An 18,320-nucleotide genomic window follows, 5' to 3' on the forward strand; every position below is an offset into this window, starting at 1 on the left:
CGTACTGGCTACTTTGCGTAAGCTTAAAAAGGATTATATTGTACAAAAAAATACAAGCCGTTTTCTTGCCATGTATTACCTTGAGTATGAACAGAAACTAAAGGAATACCCCACTCAACAGCAGCAGTAAAGTTATTACCTTGTAACCAACGCAAACCTAAACCAAAAGAAGCTAGGGTGTTAGTATTATTTTCATCTTTACTCGACGAATTATTCCAAGCAGTGCCAACATCAATAAATGGAGTAACTTGCAGAACTCCATTCCATTGAGACACACGCACAATCGGTAGCCGCAATTCAACAGAAGCAAGAGCGCCATTATCTGCTAATAGTAAATCTTGACGATATCCTCGTACACTGTTTATACCACCTAAACCAAATTGTTCGGAAGCTAAAAGCGTTGTGGAAGCCAGTTGCACATCGCCACGGATTAACAATAAAGTATCAGGAGCTAAGAGGCGTACCCATTGAGCCTGTCCTCGCCAAGCGAAAAAGCGGCTATCAGGGTCAGTCTCATTGATTGTGGCATTGAACGCACCAATTCCCAAACTAAATTGAGAACGAGCGGCAATTACTTCTTGGCTATTACGAGAAATCCATTCTTGAAAAAATCGCAATGCAGATACTCTGGTGCGTCCTTGTTCGTCAGCCCCTGGTGAAAGTTCAAAAAGGGGAACATTATTCTTTTCCAGTAAAGAGGAGGAAATATCAGTTTCTCTGCGAGAAGCGGTTATCCCAAGAGCGAACTCTTGGTTAGGAGTTTGAACTAAAGGCTGGCGGAATGTGAGTTCGTAATATTGGGAAGCTGATTCAATATCTAATTTATTGAAGGGATGTTCAATGACATTGGCTGATGTAGTTCCATAGCTGACGTTGAGAGTGCCATTGCGAGAATTGAGGGGTAAAGTATAGCTGGTATCTATAGTGTTACTGCCGTCAGTATTGCTATATGTTAACGATATACTATCTCCCAATCCGAGTAAATTGGCTTCGTTTATTTGCAGTTGGCGTCGAAAGCTACCAACACTGGGAGAGCGCCCATTGTCCAGCACTGTTTGTACATTGAATGTATCTGCCTCCGTTACATTGATAGCCAATAAATTAGCACCAGTACGTGAGCCAGCAGACAGTTCAGCAGACAAATTTTGAATTAAAGGATTGAGTTGCAATAATTGCAGAGACTCTAGCAGGCGTTTTTGATTCAAAGGAGTGGATGCGCCTAAAGCTATACGGCTGCGGATATAATTTGGGTTGAGTCGTCTAGTTCCAGTTATCTGAATATCCTCTAATTTACCTTCAATTATCTGGATTTGAACAACACCAGTAGTAAGAGTTTGTTCAGGAATATAAGCGCCAGACGTAACGTATCCCGCATTAATATAAAGTTCGGTAATTTTGGAACGAGCTTCTAATAATTGTGCAAATGTTATGGGCTTGTTGATAAACTCAGCAAGTACCTGATTTAATTTTTCTGGGCTGAATACTGTACTGCCAATGACTTCAAACTGCTTAACAGTGAAAATTTGTTGCCGCCGATGACGTTTTCCCCAGTGCCATTAGTGAAGATATTGCTATTGTGGCTAATAATTAAATCTTGTGAGTTAATGTTAATTGTCGCCTGCGCTCTATTCAGGTCAACTTTAGCACTTTGTGTGCTACCGGTAAGAAAGGCATTGTTGTTCAAGCGGATAGACCGAGTATTTAATGTCATATTGCCTGCGGTTCCTATTCCGGCACTCCGCACGGTTATTCCAGCTCCATCTTTTGCCAACAAGGTATTAGTTTTGACAGTTAAATTTCCTGCATCTCCTGTTGAATCTGGCCCTGCCGCAGCAAACAAGCCACTGCTAAACTGACCATCGGCTGATTTACCGAACAGTTGCACATATTGGGCATCAACCATTAAATTTCCCCCCTTGCCCGCACCAAATGTTCCACTACTAACTTGTGCCCCATCTCCCACGAGCAAGGTATTAGTTTTAATATTTAAATCTCCTGCATCCCCTGTTGAGTATGGCTGTGCGTCTGTAGATAAGCCGCTACTAAACTGGCCATCAGCTGACTCACCAATGATTTGTACGTCTTGAGCATTAATCGTTAAATTTCCCCCCTTACCCGCACCAAATGTAGCTGTACCCACTGCTGCTCCATCTTTGACTAACAAGGTATTAGTTTTAATATTTAAATCTCCTGCATCTCCTGTTGAGTTTGGTTGTGCGGAAGTAGCTAAACCACGAGTACGACCATCAATACTCGTACCAATCAGTTGCACGTCTTGAGCATCAATTGTTAAATTTCCCCCTTTACTTCCGTTGAATGTAGCAGTACCCACCACTGCTCCATCTTTAACCAGCAAGGTATTGGTTTTTATCGTCAAATCTCCTGCATCTCCTGTTGAGTTTTGCTCTGCATTAGCAAACAAGGCACTGGGAAATTGAGAACCAACACTCGTACCGATCAGTTGTACATCTTGGGCATCAACCGTTAAATTTCCCCCCTTACCTACACCACGTGTACCAGCATTCACCTGTGCCCCATCTTTTATTAGCAAGGTAATAGTCTTAATTGTTAAATTTCCTGCATCTCCTATTGATTCAGACCCTGAAGAAGTAAACAAGCCACTAGGTAATTCAGGATTAGTGATTGAACCAATCAGTTGCACATCTTGGGCATCAACCGTTAAATTTCCCCCCTTACCATTACCAAATGTAGCAGCACTGATTTGTGCCCCACCTTTTACTTGCAACGTCCTAGCACTGATAAGGACACTACCCCCCTGTCCGCTTGCTCCTTTTATCACCACATTATTAATATCACTTCCATTGTCAAGATTAATTACTCCTGTTGCGTTAACTTCAATATTTCCCGCCTTACTATTATTAGAACCAAGTCCAGTCGCTATCCCTGCATACAGTCCACTTTCTCCTGTCATCTCTAAATTCCGGGCATTAATTGTGATAGTACCACCATCATCAGCAGTAACAGCTACCCCAGCGCCATTACTCAGGAAAACATCACTTCTTTCTACATTATCGGGAAAACTTGCACTCAGATTACTACCATCTCCATTCAGCCCAACCGTACCTGCACCTGCTAATCCACCTAACTCGACTCGCCCACCAAAAGCAAACAATCCTCCACCATCCATATTGATATCACCGCCTACCAACAGCAAACTCTTTCCATCTGGTACGCGCAAACCTGTTGCTATATATTCAGAAGATGGATTTAAGCCAGAGTCTGCAATTGAGTTATTTTCGATAGATGCGGTTTTGATTTGATGAAATAACAAAGCGGAAGGATTGACTGTTAGCAGCGATGAAGAACTTTCTGGATTTGAAGCACTAAAAAAACCTTGATTGCCAAATGCGATCGCAGACGCTGTAGTCCCTACAAAAGAACCACCAATATTTAATTGAGCATTCTGACCAAAAATAATCCCGTTGGGATTTATCAAAAATAAATTAGCTGTGCCCTTCGCGCCAATTAACCCATCAATCTTTGAGACTGACCCACCCGTAACTCGACTAATAATATTTTGAATATCTACAGCATTATTAAATAAAGCAGCACCATTATTAGGAACAGAAAACTCGCTAAAGCTGTGGAACAAATTACTTCCTGCTTGTGTTCCTCCAGTGATATTGAAGATATTACCCTCCCTTGTGACACTGGAGTTATTAGCCAAAGTAGCATCCGGGGTAATTTGAGCAAAAACCCTATCTTGTAAAGAAGCAATTAACAGGCTCCCCACTACCAACCTACTACACCAACACCGCCAATCTTGAGTTATTCCTGACATAGCACCCCCAATAAATCAGTAACTCCAGCATGTGAATAGTCTTATTTTTCCAAGTTGTAATCCTGTACAATTGGCTCTTTAGCAAAGTCTTGCAAACCAATTGCATTTAATAAGTCAACCCAATCTTTATTAAGAGTTGCATTCTGCAGATTGGTGCGGTGCAGTTGACCTAAATTAGTTAGGGCATCGTACCAAATATTATTAGCACTATAAGCAATGTACTCTTTTGGTTTTGCTGTTTTTAATTGACTATCAAGAGCCTCTGTCAGCACCTGCCTTTGCACAAACCCATCTACATAAAAATTGTCAGATGTTTTTTCTGGATCACCACAATAAATATGAAAGTACCAGTGATATCTTTGATCTGCTTTTAAAGAATATTGCCGTTGTGGTGGCGGAGTAATGCTAATAATACCAGGTTTTCCAGACAGAGTAAGAGGTGTTCGATAGACATTCTGTACATCTTGACTATCCTGTACATTTAACACAAATTCTGCGGAACGGGCGGTCTCTGGTAGTTCAGGAACATAAAACCAAAAAGTTGGATATTCTGCAACTGTTGATGCTAAGAATGATTTCCCTCCATCACCAGGTACTAAAGCAGTAAGGTGTGTCAGAGAGCTAGGACACTCAGGATTACGCCCAGCCCCTGCTCTGCGCCGACCTGTAGGTGCACCGTTTTTGGGCAATTTCGGTTGCTGAAAGGATTGGAATTGCGAATTTTTAACAGTGTTTTGAATCGAATCGGGAAGCTGATTTTTAGCGGGGTCTGGAAAATCTCTCTCCTGCAAGGAGGAGACACTGGGTTGGGCGGCGAGCCACTCTTGTTGCACGTGGCGTAGAGGCTTTGAATTTTTCCCATTCGCTGGTATAGAAGGGGGCTGGGGGGTTAGGTTTCGCGTTGGTTTTTCCACAAAGCGTAAAAAGTCAGAATTAGAAAGCTGTGCCTGCACTAATTGCGAGTAACTCATCAAACTAACGAATACTAAAGGAATTACGCAAGCACGTTGAATTGGTTGGATTAATAATTTTTTTCTAATCATGATCAAAATTTAATTGTTTTTTCTTACCAAGATGGGAACGTCTAAACCATGAGATTACTGTTACTTGGGTAGCTAGCAACGCTAATGCTGAGGGGATAAGTGGCACCCATCCAGCTAGTGCAAAAATGCCAAAACATAACCCAAATAGTGTTAAAAGCGCTACTATCACCGCCAGTCCCAGGTGCAATGGTTTTAAATAACACCACGCTGTAATACCTCCTACCAATGACCATCCCCATACCCAAAGTGTCTCCATCCATCCAGACCACCACCACAATAAAGGTCTCCGGTCTAAAACCGCGCTCAGGATTTGACTTAGCATCTGCGCCTGTACGATTACCCCCGGTACTTGCTTTTGCTTCGGTTTGGCATTGGAACTGAATGGTGTTTTCCAATAATCATTTGTATTGGTGGGGGCAGAAAGACCAATAAGAACAATCCGGTCTTTAAGTAGTTCAATTGATTCTAATGTGATTTTTTCATCTAACACATCTCTCAAACTAACTTGTTCGGTAATTTTTTCAACAGAGGAGAGAGAACGATAATTTAACAATATTTGATAACCAGACGCATCCACTTTTTGATAACCGCTAGTGTGTTTGTTTAATTGCTCAAGCACAACATCACCAATCTGTAAATAACCTTCTTTTGTAACACTTGAGATTTTGCCTTCTTTATCTAAATAATGAAGTGCTAGTTGTAGACTAAAAGCGTATTCTGTGGTACATAGAGATTTTGGGGGAGGAGTCAAATATAAAAGCTGACGGCGAACAATAACTTCATCATCTGCCACAAAATCACTAAAGCTCAAGCGTTTCCTGGGAACTCTATCAGGTGGTGGAATACCATCACTATCACCATCGTCATCAGTAGTAGCAACTTTGCACACAACAAATAGACGATTATCCTGCTGAAAACGAGTAGCTAAATTTGGATATTTCGGATCTACAATACCATCACGGTAAATATCTAAACCAATAGTTCGTGGTTGATACTTATTTAATTTCTCCAATAGTTGAGCAAGTGCTTGGTCAGATAATGACCATCGCATTTGCATTCCTTGATTGATTTGGTACTGAATATCTGCTTCATCAATAGTGATAATTAAAATCCGCTCGTCAGCTTTTTCTGTGACAAGTTGCGATCGCAACTGCATAAAATGGTCAAAAGCCTGTAACTCCGAGGTTTGCAAATAACCCCAATACCGCCCTCCCATGACTAAAGTAGTTACCAACAAGCTTGCCAGCAATATTGTAAAAACACTCTTGGTGGTGAACATCTTTCGGTGCAACTGCCAAGTCATTGGTGCTGACAAGGGATTTTGGCAAATTACTGGTAACCAAGTTGCACAGGGATATTTATCTTCTATCCCTTCAAGCCTTTTTCGCGCCTCGCGTAGTGCAGAGTATAAAGATTGCCCACTAGAAAACTCTGTTAAAAAATGTTTTAAAAATTCCTGTGCTACCAAATCTGGGACTGGTTCGCGCATCACAATGACTTGGGGAATGTGTAAATCCTCTAATGCTTCTGCTAAACCTAAGCCATCGCAGGAATTGAAAATTGCTAAACGTAATCCGCTCTCAATTGCTTTCTTGAGTCCATGTTTTAATTTATCTAAAGTAATTGTCGTAGTTTGATTAATTTGCAGAACTCCTCTTTCTTGACTATAACTATGTCCAGCAAAAAATAAAATATTCCAACCCTTCTCCCAAAGTTCGCTACTTAATTCCTTTCGTTGTGGTTCAACCAGAAAATTTATTTTAGCTTGGGTTGATAATTTTTCTAAAAATTGCTTATCCTGACTAATATCAATTCCTTTACTATTGCCAAAAACCGCTAATATTTTAAATTTATTTTCTTTAGTATATATTTTATTTGGTCGTTGTGGCTCTAAGGAACTAAGCGCTACTTCGGCTTTTGGATAATCATCAAAAAAGTTCCACAAATGCCAAGGAATCCGCCGCAATAAATTATCACAAGTTGCAATCATAAAGCAAATTTCTTCGTTTGGATTTAATTGCGTGCGTAACTTTTGGTCTATTTTGCGAAACTGCTCTGAGTTTAGCCAAGTATTAATTCTAGATGATAATTGCTGACATAAATCGTTAAATTCAACTTCCGAAAAGTTTGTAATATCAGTCTCTTCAATTTCGAGACGTACAGACCAACCATAATGGCGGTAGAGAGCCGAGTATAGTATTTGCCAATTTCGATAAACTTGAGAAATTTCTGGTGCTGCTGGTAAACTAGCGCGAAATTCCATCGCCCGCTGATCATTTGGAAACCCAAGTTGAACTGTGACATCAGGAAAGCCTTTGTAGAGGTCTCCCTTACCCAAATTCAAGACAACTAACTTACTCATTACACTCCGACAAAAAACTGTCAGATGACAAAAGTCTCCTTAATTGTGAAATCACCATTAGATACTTGTATTTTAAAGCTTTCTCCAGAATACCCCCGAAATCGTTTTAATTGAATAAAGTTATCATTACTTCGCGATCCAACTTCTTGAATAATCTCTCCTGATTCTGATAGTAAATTCATTCTCAAGTTAGATGGTAAATAAGTTTTTCCCTCCATTGGATGTAGCTGTACTAGTATTTCTACTTTCTGTTCAGAATACGGTGCTATCGCAACTAACAGCACTACAGATTGATTTCCAACTTTTAATCCCAAATCTATTATTTTTGCTCGTGCAACATTAGCTTCATTAAATGATGAAATACTTCTTAAGGCAAACTTTTTCTTATTTATACTGCCGAAAAGTTCTTCTAGAGCCATCCAACTATTTTCAAACAGATTGTCGAACCATTGGTTTAAGTTCACCCGTATCTGGCTAGCATTGAGTGCAGGGTGAGCAACAGCTTCAGGAATACAGTCGAAGAGGAAATTAAGGGGTTTAAGGCTTGCTAGTGGTATTTGTTCTGAAGCAGAAGAAATAGTAACTGTTCTAATAAATCCTAACAACTGCACTTCATTTAATCGTTCGTTAAACTGGACAGCTACATAACCGATCCTATTTTCCATCACTTCAGGTGGTAAATAAATTGCCGTTTCTCCAGGTTGAACTGGACGACACTCTAACTTACCAATGTTGGGAAGGACTAGATCGGCAACATCAAATAAAGCTCGTTTAAGAGGATGCCAGCTATCACCTTCCTGTAAAGCAGTATCAATCCGCATCAATTTCAAGTAACTGTAAACAGCATAAACTGCTAGTGTATTCAAATATGTTTGTTTTCCTTTTTGAGGTGTAGTTTGTTCAACAGCAAACTGGCGAGCGATCGCATGGGCTTCTTGTCCAAGTGTAATTTTTAAACAAAGCGTTTCTGTGCTACTCATGGCTATTAATTAGATTGATATCCGAGTTGAATGGCAACTTCTTGCAGGAGCGGTATTGCTTTTAATTTCCAGTGGGATACTAGAGTTTGATAATTGATTTGGCACTCACGAGCAATATCAGTAAGTCTATCTGGTGGGTTTTTAAAGATGAACAGCAACCTTTGGCTGAGTACTTGACAATTGCATTCGGGATGTTTTCGAGGATAACAGTTTCGTAGTTGCTTGTCTGGGTCTTGCTCAATGTAATCTGCTAAATTAGCTACTAAGCACTGTTGTGACTGCTGTTGTAATTGTTCTAAATAAATTTCTAATCCACTTAGAACATACGGGTTAGACGGTGTCCCTAATAGTCGTCCTTCTTCTGACACTCGTTCTAACCAAGTTGTGATCTCTGCGTCAGCATCCATAATGCTTTCATCCAAGGAAAGATGAAATCTTTTTCCTCTCAAGGAGGATGGTGAATTTAAATCTTTGATGCGCCAGTAAAGGTAGCTTTTGAGCCATTTTACTAAATCAGATCGTACTGAAGATGTACGCGGTTGAAAGTTTCTGATATTGTGGCTGAACCACTCCAAACTTTGGTTTAAAGCATCTAAAAAGTGACCGGGACAGTCTATGCTTGAGTATTTTTTAAATTCTGGTAGTCCCTGAATTAAAATCAGAAGCCGACTCATAGCTTTTCGCCATTCCCGGCTGCCATCTGGGTGTTGACAAACTGCTGCAATCAATAGACTTATCCACAAATAAACCTCAAAATAGCTGAAACCCTTACATAGCTGGCTTTTTAGCTTATATAAAACAGGAACCTCTAAAACCCTCTCCAGAGCTAGGTTTCAGCCAAATAAAGTTCTCATTTCCGGATAAGTCTAATTGGCGTAGGCGTTCATCCTGATCATCCATAAAAGCTTTAACCAAAAAAAAGTACAGTAGACACGAGACAGCAGCACAGTTGCACCGCTTTATTTGACCTTACTCCTATATCAGTGAGGAATCAAAAAATTATGAAAACTTTAGAATTTCACTTAGTACTCCCTTAGATACCGCTTGGTATACAACTTGAGTGAACTAGGGTGAGTCTCTCGCTAGGCTTGACTATCATTGGGCTGGCGATACCTGTGTTCAGCCAGGTTTTTGTAGATGAAATCTTGGTTAAACAACGTCAGCACTGGTTGCGTCCATTGATTTTGGCAATGGCGATCGCAGCGATACTTCAGGGGTGTCTAATACTATTACGGTTACGATATCTGCGTCGCTTGAAGACTAAGCTGGCTGTCGGCATGTCTAGCCGCTTTCTTTGGCATATTCTGCGCTTACCTGTGAGCTTTTACGCCCAAGCGTATTCTACTATATATAAGATATCTAGATCCCCGACTTTTTGAATAAGTTGCGGATCTAAATCCAGCTTCAGGAAGTGACATTCAACTCTACATTACTCCCCAATTTCAGATTAGTTGCCATCGTCATCTATAAAAAGTTAGATTCTACAGAGGTTGAATTTTATAACCAGGGTTGTATATACAGAAGTTATCGCCAGCTTATTTAAGCTCGCGAGATTACCTAATTCCTAAAAAATAATCCTTAAACAAATAAAATCTATCTAAAGATAGCAATTTGAATGATTATAAAATTCACTTAAAAGATAGAATAAACACCATTGGCGCAGCCTCTCCTAGAGAATAAGAGCAGCTTACCGCAAAGTTCTTGCGTAAGTCGTAATATTGTGAAACCATAGCTTGTAACTTGCTGATGCAACTGCAACTAGCCTGTCTCTAGGCTTACTCCAGAAAAAAGTACTGGTATTAGTAACGATCATGACGCCATCTCCAAATTCAGAAAACAATCAGAAACCATCTAAACCATCTAATTATCGTCTGCGGCTTTCGCTTTTAGGACGTATCAGTTTGGCTCTAAGTGGGGTTTTGCTAGTTGGAATTGCAGTTGGTGCTTGGTGGGCTACAAACTATGTATATAAAGATTTAGCACCGTTAGTGCAGCAAAATCTTCAGCAATTGCTTGGGCGTCCAGTAAAAGTAGGGAAAGTTGAACGTTTTTCGCTTTCTAGTCTAAGATTTAGCTCTCTATCGATACCAGCAACTCCCACTGATTCAGACCAGGTGGTAGCAAAAGCTTTGGAGGTGCAGTTCTCGCTGTTGCAACTTCTCTTCACCCGCAAACTGGTATTAAATGTGACGTTAGTTCAACCCAATGTCTACATCCAGCAGGATAAAGATGGTCGTTGGGTGACAGCCCAAGTTAAGGCTGGGGAGAAACAAGGCTTTATTCAAACTGAGTTGGAGACACTTCAAATTCAAGATGGCGATGTCGAGTTGATGCCATTCGCCGCACCAACTAAACCGAAAGGCTCAGTAATATTAGATCAAGTTGGTGGTGTCGCCCGATTTTCAGATCAAAATCAAAGGATTGGTTATGACATCAATGCTCAACTGAGTAAGGGAGGCGCTGTTAAAATCGTTGGCGAAACACAAGTAAAAGCTCAACAAACTAGCCTCAAGCTGGAAGCACAAAATTTACAAGTATCAGAAGTCAGTCGATTAATTCAGTTACCGATTGCTTTACAAGCAGGATATTTAAATGCTGACTTAGGGGTTCAGATTCCACCCAAACTGTCAGAAATAGCCGTTACGGGAACAGCTACAGCTAATCAAGTTACTGCTAAAATTCAAAATATTCCTCAGCAGATTTCTAATTTTAATGGGAGATTTCTATTTCAAGGTCAGACAGTTGCTTTAGATAATCTGAATACAAACTTTGGTAAAATCCCTATTCTGGCAAATGGAACAATTAATACCCAAACAGGTTTTAATGTCTCTGCTCAGATAAAACCAGTTACTGCGAAAAATATCTTAGACACATTGAAAGTGAATTCGTCAGTCCCAGCTAGTGGCGAAATTCAAGCAAATATTAAGGTATTAGGGCCGCTTGGGCAACCTGTTGTCAATGGTACAGTAAGCAACACAAAACCTATTCAAGTTGACCGCCTTCAATTTAAAACTGTCAACACTGATTTCCGCTTGAATGTATCTCAAACGGCATCTCAACTTGCTGTTTCCAATTTGAAAATAGTCCCCGTAGCTGGTGGTCAAATCACAGGCGGCGGTCAAGCTCAATTAGGAGTTAAAAAAGATGTGATATTTAATGCTAAAGCTGATGGAATATCAGGGGATATACTAGCACGCAGCTATGGCGTTACTCTACCGATCGCAGTTGGAAATGTTTCCGCAAAAGCCCAAATTTCTGGCTCACTTGACAAACAGCCGTTGAAACTTGATGTTTCCAGCGTTCAAATAACCCCGCCAGCCGGAGGGCAAATCACAGCCAATGGTCAAATTCAACTGGCTCCCCAAGGTCAGGTAGGCGTAAATATTCAAGCTAAAGGTATCCCAGGAAATGCGATCGCTCAAAGTTACGGCATTTCAACTCCAATTCAGGTTGGTGGTATATCTGCGAACGCCAAAATTTCTGGTTCTCTGGGTACACCGTTAAACGTCAATGTGACTCGCGTTCAGGCAAATCCACAGGTAGGAGGGCAAGTTACAGCCAGTGGTCAACTTCAGCTTGCACCCCAGGGCAGAGTATCATTTAATGTGCAAGCAGAAAATTTACCAGGGGATGCGATCGCCCGAGCCTACAAATCTTCACCTTCGATCACCATTGGGAATGTATCGGCAAATGCCAATATTTCTGGCACTTTGAACAATCTGCAAACAGTAGCGCGGGTGCAAGCGCCTACCGCCACCTATCCCACTACCGGACGAGTTGTTGTTGCCAAACAAGGAGAAAATCTCCTTTTCCCTGATGCAGTTTTGAACGTAGCAGGCGGGACAATCAGGGCTAGTGGTCAACTTGCACAACAACGCTGGCAAGGAGTTGTCAACACTTCTGAAATTCAACTTAACCGTTTCTCACCACAACTGCGAGGACGGCTTAATAGTAATATTCAGTTAGCAGGCACAACAAAATCTTTCCAGCTTGCAGATATCCGCGCCGCCGGACAAATCCGCCTTCCCCAAGGCATAGGACTGCTGGAAAAACCGCTCACCGCGCAATTTAAGTGGAATGGACAGCAGATTATAGTTGAAAACGCAAGTACCCCAGGTGTGAGTGCTAATGGGGCGATCGCTATTCAGTCTCCACCAACTGGCGCACCCCAAATTGCCGGATTTGATTTAAATGTACTGGCACAGAATTTCAACTTAAAAAATACTGGTTTCAAAGTTCCTGGTAACGTAGCAGTAGCGGGGCTAGTTGATTTTAATGGAAAAGTTACAGGCACTCTAGATGTTCCCCAAGCTAATGGCAATATCCGACTGCGGAATTTCCAGGTGAGTGACTTGGCGTTTGACCGACTTTTAACCGGAAACGTGAATTTTCAAGGGGGACAGGGGGCAAGTCTGCGATTAGCTGGGAAGCAAGATCGGATTGCGCTGAATCTGGGTGCAGATTATCGTCCAACTTCATTTTTAGTTCGACGTGATGGCGCACTCACCACGGGGAGAACTGAGGGAGAGAACTTGCTCATCAACGCCCAACAGTTTCCCATCGCTTTGATTGGGGGCTTTTTACCTAACAATCAGTTGAAACCACTGGCGGGGCAACTATCGGGAAATTTAGTTGTTAATCTAAATAATTATGCAGTTGCGGGAGACGTTGCGATCGCAGCGCCTCGTGTTGCTAGAGTTGCAGCAGATGAATTTCGCGGCACGATCAATTATGCCGATGGTACTGCTAGCTTGGCTAATGGTCAATTGCGGATTGGAGATAGCAACATCGCCCTGAGTGGAAATGTGCAAACAGGGAATGACCCGCAATTTCAATTTCAAGCTAATTTTGATCAAGCCAAAATCCAAAGACTTTTACAAGCATTTAATATCTTCGATTTTCAAGATTTTGGTACCGGGTTACAGCCTCCGAAGTTGGCTAAAGCAGAAGTCCTTAACACTGAATCTATCAGTTTGCCCGATGCAGATTTAAAAACGCAGTTAGCATATTTCTCAAAAGTTACCGCATTGGCAGCAAAACAACGGCAAGTAGAGACAAAACAAACTCCATCTTTGCCCACCCTTGCAGAATTAACAGGTGCTTTAAGCGGAGCAATTACAGCTAATGGCTCGTTAAAATCTGGGTTGAATGTCGGCTTTAATTTTCAAGGGGCAAACTGGCAATGGGGTGAATACTCCATCAATCAAGTGATTGCTCAAGGCACTTTTGCCGATGGTATTGTGACACTTTCGCCGTTAAGTGTTGGGATAAATCAAGGACTTGTAGCCTTTTCAGGACAGTTAGGAACTGAGCAACTATCTGGAAAGTTGAATGTAGCAAGTTTACCTTTATCACTTTTAGAGCCTTTTATCCAAAAATACCCCATAGATATCACTGGGAAAGTGAATGCTGATGCCACATTAGCAGGTAGTATAAAAGACCCTAGTGTTAAAGGGCAAGTGGCGCTCGCGGATGCAACTCTCAATAAAAAACCTGTGCAAACCGGAAAGGTGAACTTTGATTACAACAAAGCTCGCTTGAATTTTGATAGTACCTTACTAGTGACAGGAACGCAGCCAGTTGCCATTACAGGTAGTGTACCGGCTCCCTTACCTTTTGCGGCAGTGCAACCAGATAGCAATCAAATCAGCATCAACGGCAATGTGCAAAATGAAGGATTGGCACTGTTAAACGTGTTTACTAACAATCAAGTCGCTTGGGTAGATGGTCAAGGAAAAGTAGATTTAAATGTTCAAGGTACTTTAAAGGAACCAATTATCAACGGCAATGCCACACTTAATAATGCAACTTTTAGCGCTCAAGCTTTATCTGAACCCCTAACGAATGTCACAGGAACAGTGCAATTTAATGGTAAAACGCTGAATGTCGAAGGTATCCAAGGCACTTACAATAAAGGGCAAGTGAGTGCATCAGGCATCCTGCCAATTTTTACTCCTGGGCAAGTCGTAGTGAATCCCCTAACAGTATCAATAGCAGACAAACTCAATTTTAAGCTCGCAGGATTGTATGAAGGCGGTGTCGGCGGCGATGTCGTAATTCGCGGAACAGCGTTAAAACCTGTAATTGGTGGAGAGATTAAACTGAGTAATGGTCAAGTGATTATTGGAAACTCGGCTACTGCTAATAAAAAAGCAGCAGCTACAGCAGAGGCTAACGCTAATGTCATAAACAGAGAAGAGGTTAACGCTAACGTCACACCTACACTAGACAATAGCGCTAACCCAGTGGCTACAGTCGGCGGAAGCACTAGCGCAGTAACTCCACCCAATTTACCTATAAAGTTTGCAGATTTAAAGTTGACTTTAGACAAGAATATTCGTGTTACCACTCAGTCCCTACTCAGCTTTGTACCAGGAGGAGCCGCATTGAGTCAGCCCCTACTGAGATTTGACGCCAAAGGCGACTTGACCATCAATGGTACATTAGCCAAGCCGCTTCCTGAAGGAGTCATTCGTTTGACAGGAGGAAGACTGAGCTTATTTTCCACTGAGTTCACCTTGGAGCGGGGCTACGAACAAACTGCGCGGTTTATTCCAAGTCTTGGACTTGACCCGACTTTAGATGTGCGACTTACCGCAATTGTACCGGAAGCATCGACAAAGAACAGTCAAATTTTGGAATCACCATTGTCTTCTGAAGTCAGCGATGTTTCTGTAAACAACTTTGGGACTTTACGTACCATTACCATTCAAGCCAGGGTGAACGGCCCAGCTAGTAAATTGGGTGACAATCTAGAACTGACGAGTGAACCTGGCCGTAGTAAGGGAGAAATCGTTGCTCTGCTGGGTGGCTCAATTCTGAATTCTTTCGGTCAAACAGATGCAACCCAAGGGCTGACTAATTTCGCTAGTTCGACCATTTTAGGTGGTTTACAAGGAACTATCACTGCGATCGGACAGTCTGTTGGTTTCAGTGAGTTTCGGATATATCCCACTCCATCTACTAATACTAATAAAACAGCGACCGCTTCAGTTCTTAATTTATCAGCAGAAGGTGTGTTTGACATCAATAGAAATTTTTCTGCCTCTTTATCACGCCCTCTTACTAGCGATGACTCTTTCCTTTACAATGTGCTATATCGAGTCAATGACGAAATTCTCATGCGAGGCTCAACTAATTTGGGGGATCAAAATCAATTCCAAGTTGAGTATGAAACCCGATTTTAGATTAACACAATTCAGTTAAGTATTTCTTCTTTCTCTTCTTTCTCTTGCTTCTGTTGTGAACAACAAGATTCCCGATTTCTCAAAAAAGTCGGGAATCTGAGTCGTGGGAATATGACAGCCTGTCTTTTGACATAATTTTACCATTACAGCAACAATACTACCTGGTGACTGTTTTTACTTGGTGTGAAAGAGAACGTGAAAAAGGATTTTTCGTTGCTAACAGTAGCTTTACCAAGTTTACTGATAGCTTTTCCTGGCTTTGCTGTTGAGAGTGAAATTAAGCAGAGAAATACTGATAAATCAACCGAAGTGATTTCAGATATTCCGAGTTTGAGTGAAATCAAGCTACCCGCCATTAATGCCGAATTATTAACTCAACAATCTCCACAGAATGAAGTTAATCCAGTAACTCAGCCAGAAACAGAGCAAACTCCGAGCGATGATCCAGACATTTCTATAGAAGCGATCGGAGAACCAGATAACCTACCTCAATCTACTCCAACTTACGTAATTTATCAAGAAGAAATTAAAAAGCAGGGCGCTAAAAGTTTAGCCGATATTTTGAAAAGAATGCCTGGTTTTGCGATCAATGATGTCGGTCATGGTGCAGATACTCACACAGGTACATACTATCGGGGAGCCTCAATTAATCAGTCTGTATTTCTGATTAATGGCAGACCAATTAACAATAACGTCAACATTTATCATGGTGGAACTGACTTAAATAGTATTCCTGTAGAGGCGATTGAACGAGTAGAATTATATAGTGGCACAGCCTCCGCTTTGTATGGTTCCTCAGCCTTTGGAGGAGTTGTGAATATCATCACCAAGTCAGGTTATGGCAAACCTAAATTGAGTGCTAGCGCAGAATTTGGCTCATTGAGTTTAAATAATCAACAAGTTACCTATGGTGGCTCATCTGCTAATGTCCAATACAACTTCAGCTTTGAAAGATTTTTTACAAATAACCGTTACCGCGTCCCCGTAGGTGCAGCAAATCGTGATAGTCAGGGGTTTTTATCGAATGCAGACACAGCTACAAGTACTTACTTTGGTAGCATTGGACTAGATTTAGATAAGAAAAATTCTTTGAATTTAGATGTTACTAAACTCAGCAGTCGTCGCGGCTTAATTTATTTCGGTTTCCCTCTCCAAAAAGATAGATTAGACCACGATGGTTTAAACGTTGGCTTATCTTGGAAAACTCGGCTAGGTAATGGGGAAAGCTCCAATATTACAACCTCAATTGGTTATAACCAAGATTATTTTAGCACCTATGGCCCTACAGGAGCATTTTACCGTACAGGAGCTTTAGACACACAACAACTCACAGCTAGGGTAGAGCATGATTGGAAAGTTACTTCCAATAATAAATTACGCTGGGGATTAGATTTGAAAAACACCGACTTAACCGGTGATGTTTTGAGTACAGATCCTACTAGGATTGCCAATAACGAAACTGAAGATCGGAGTTTGTTCAATACAGCTTTATTTGCTGTCAATACTTGGAATATTGGCGAGAATTTTCTGATAGATTTAGGGCTAAGGCAAAGCTTTGACAGCCAGTTTGGAAATTATCTTAATCCTAGTGTTGGGTTACGTTATGCCGTCACACCAATAGTAGCAGTGCGGGGAAGTTGGGCAGGGGGACAACGCAATCCTGGGTTAGATCAGTTGTATGTTTATGATACAGTTCATGGTTGGGAACCTAATCCTGATTTAAGACCGGAAACAGGCTCTACTTGGAGTGCAGGAGTAGATGTTAATTTTTCAGAAAATCTGATTGGACAGTTTACTTACTTTGGTAGTAGTATAGGCGATCGCTTGGGAGTCATCGCTGGAAAATGGGCAAACATTGGGCTAGTAGATACCAATGGTTTTGAGGCTGCATTGCAATTAAAAATTGCGGCTGGCTGGTCAACTTTCCTCAACTATACTTATACAGATTCCCAAATCAAAACAGGCTCAGAAAAAGGTTTACAATTAGGTTTGATTCCCTACTCTGTACTTCAAAGTGGTGTAGGTTATCAAAATGCGGGTTGGCAGGCTAACTTGTATGTTACTTACAATAGTGGCGCTCGTAGATCCATCTTCGCTAACTCTAGTGACAAGGCTACAGATTTTGCCCCATCTTTCGTGAATTTAGATTTGAGCGGTCGTATACCTCTAACTAGCAATTTAGGACTGACAGTTTACTTAGAAAATCTACTCGGTGAGCAATATGAGCGAGTTAATCGCATATATAGCCCTGGATTCACTTTTCGTGTGGGTTTAAGCTCCAATTTTTAGGTATTATATCATGCCCGTATAATTATTTATGCAGACATTATATTACTTGCAATCTACCGTATCTGTGCAATAATCGCGATCGCTAATCAAAATGACTTGCATTGAGCAATCGAATGCGAGGAACTATTATTAGCACCTCGGAACACATACTGCTTAGAGGGTGTTTTTGCCATCAGAGTAAGAAAAGTCAAGAGAATCATTGCCATCGCCCCCAAAAAGCAGGTTATAACCTTCGCTATGTGAATTGAAACCCGTCAAGGTATCGTCACCAGCGCCACCGTTGAGGGTGTTTTTGCCATGTGAGTAAGAAAGGTCAAGAAAATCATTGCCATCGCCCCCAAAAAGCAAGTTATCGCCTGATGCATTCCAACCAGTCAAGGCATCGTCACCAGCGCCACCGTTGAGGGTGTTTTTGCCAGATGAGGCAAAGAAGTCAAGATAATCATTGCCATCGCCCCCAGAGAGGAGGTTATCGCCTGATGAATCTTTAGTACTTAAGGTATCGTCACCAGCGCCACCGTTGAGGGTATTATTCCCCGCACCACCACGTAGATAATCGTTGCCACTTTTGCCATTGATTTTGTCATCACCTCCCTGGCCATTAGACTTATCCTTAATATAAATAGCATGAGATAATAAAAAGGTGGAGTAGAAATT

General features: G+C 41.4%; 9 protein-coding genes and 1 pseudogene. 3 read left to right on the top strand and 7 right to left on the bottom strand.

Features of this window, described 5'->3' with window-relative positions:
- Positions 1-23: 23 nt before the first annotated feature.
- From PUQ00_RS22750 to PUQ00_RS22775, 6 genes are read right to left on the bottom strand one after another with little or no spacing between them, the layout of a single operon-like run.
- Positions 24-1,523: a ShlB/FhaC/HecB family hemolysin secretion/activation protein gene (locus PUQ00_RS22750; protein ID WP_366145971.1), complete on the bottom strand. Its 1,500-nt coding sequence runs from the start codon at positions 1,521-1,523 to the stop codon at positions 24-26.
- Positions 1,463-3,802 (bottom strand): filamentous hemagglutinin N-terminal domain-containing protein, encoded by a 2,340-nt coding sequence (locus PUQ00_RS22755; RefSeq protein ID WP_300421098.1) that lies wholly within the window; start codon positions 3,800-3,802, stop codon positions 1,463-1,465. Before PUQ00_RS22755 ends, PUQ00_RS22750 begins: the two co-directional genes overlap by 61 nt.
- A gap of 41 nt (positions 3,803-3,843) precedes the next feature.
- The gene (locus PUQ00_RS22760; RefSeq protein WP_300421099.1) at positions 3,844-4,845 is read right to left on the bottom strand and encodes a DUF928 domain-containing protein; all 1,002 of its coding nucleotides are present in this window, start codon (positions 4,843-4,845) and stop codon (positions 3,844-3,846) included.
- Entirely contained in the window at positions 4,838-7,207 is a 2,370-nt protein-coding gene (locus tag PUQ00_RS22765; protein ID WP_300421101.1) for a CHASE2 domain-containing protein, read from the bottom strand. The genes PUQ00_RS22760 and PUQ00_RS22765 overlap by 8 nt, the downstream gene beginning before the upstream one ends.
- 20 nt (positions 7,208-7,227) lie before the next feature.
- Positions 7,228-8,187 (bottom strand): DUF1822 family protein, encoded by a 960-nt coding sequence (locus PUQ00_RS22770; RefSeq protein WP_300421104.1) that lies wholly within the window; start codon positions 8,185-8,187, stop codon positions 7,228-7,230.
- A gap of 5 nt (positions 8,188-8,192) precedes the next feature.
- Positions 8,193-8,930 (bottom strand): hypothetical protein, encoded by a 738-nt coding sequence (locus tag PUQ00_RS22775; protein ID WP_300421106.1) that lies wholly within the window; start codon positions 8,928-8,930, stop codon positions 8,193-8,195.
- 345 nt (positions 8,931-9,275) lie between these two features.
- Between PUQ00_RS22775 and PUQ00_RS22780 the strand changes: the two are divergent.
- From PUQ00_RS22780 to PUQ00_RS22790, 3 genes and pseudogenes are all read left to right on the top strand, one after another.
- Positions 9,276-9,530 (top strand): annotated as a pseudogene (locus PUQ00_RS22780) (ABC transporter transmembrane domain-containing protein); the annotation flags it as partial.
- Positions 9,531-9,998: 468 nt separating this feature from the next.
- Entirely contained in the window at positions 9,999-15,374 is a 5,376-nt protein-coding gene (locus PUQ00_RS22785) for a translocation/assembly module TamB domain-containing protein (RefSeq protein ID WP_300421109.1), read from the top strand.
- A gap of 195 nt (positions 15,375-15,569) precedes the next feature.
- Positions 15,570-17,663, top strand: coding sequence for a TonB-dependent receptor (locus tag PUQ00_RS22790; RefSeq protein ID WP_300421111.1), 2,094 nt, complete (start codon positions 15,570-15,572; stop codon positions 17,661-17,663).
- 153 nt (positions 17,664-17,816) lie between these two features.
- Here PUQ00_RS22790 and PUQ00_RS22795 read toward each other — a convergent pair.
- A partial coding sequence (locus PUQ00_RS22795) for a calcium-binding protein (protein ID WP_300421115.1) occupies positions 17,817-18,320 on the bottom strand: 504 nt, incomplete at its 5' end.

The organism is Nostoc sp. S13 (assembly GCF_029379315.1).
Lineage (GTDB): Bacteria > Cyanobacteriota > Cyanobacteriia > Cyanobacteriales > Nostocaceae > Nostoc.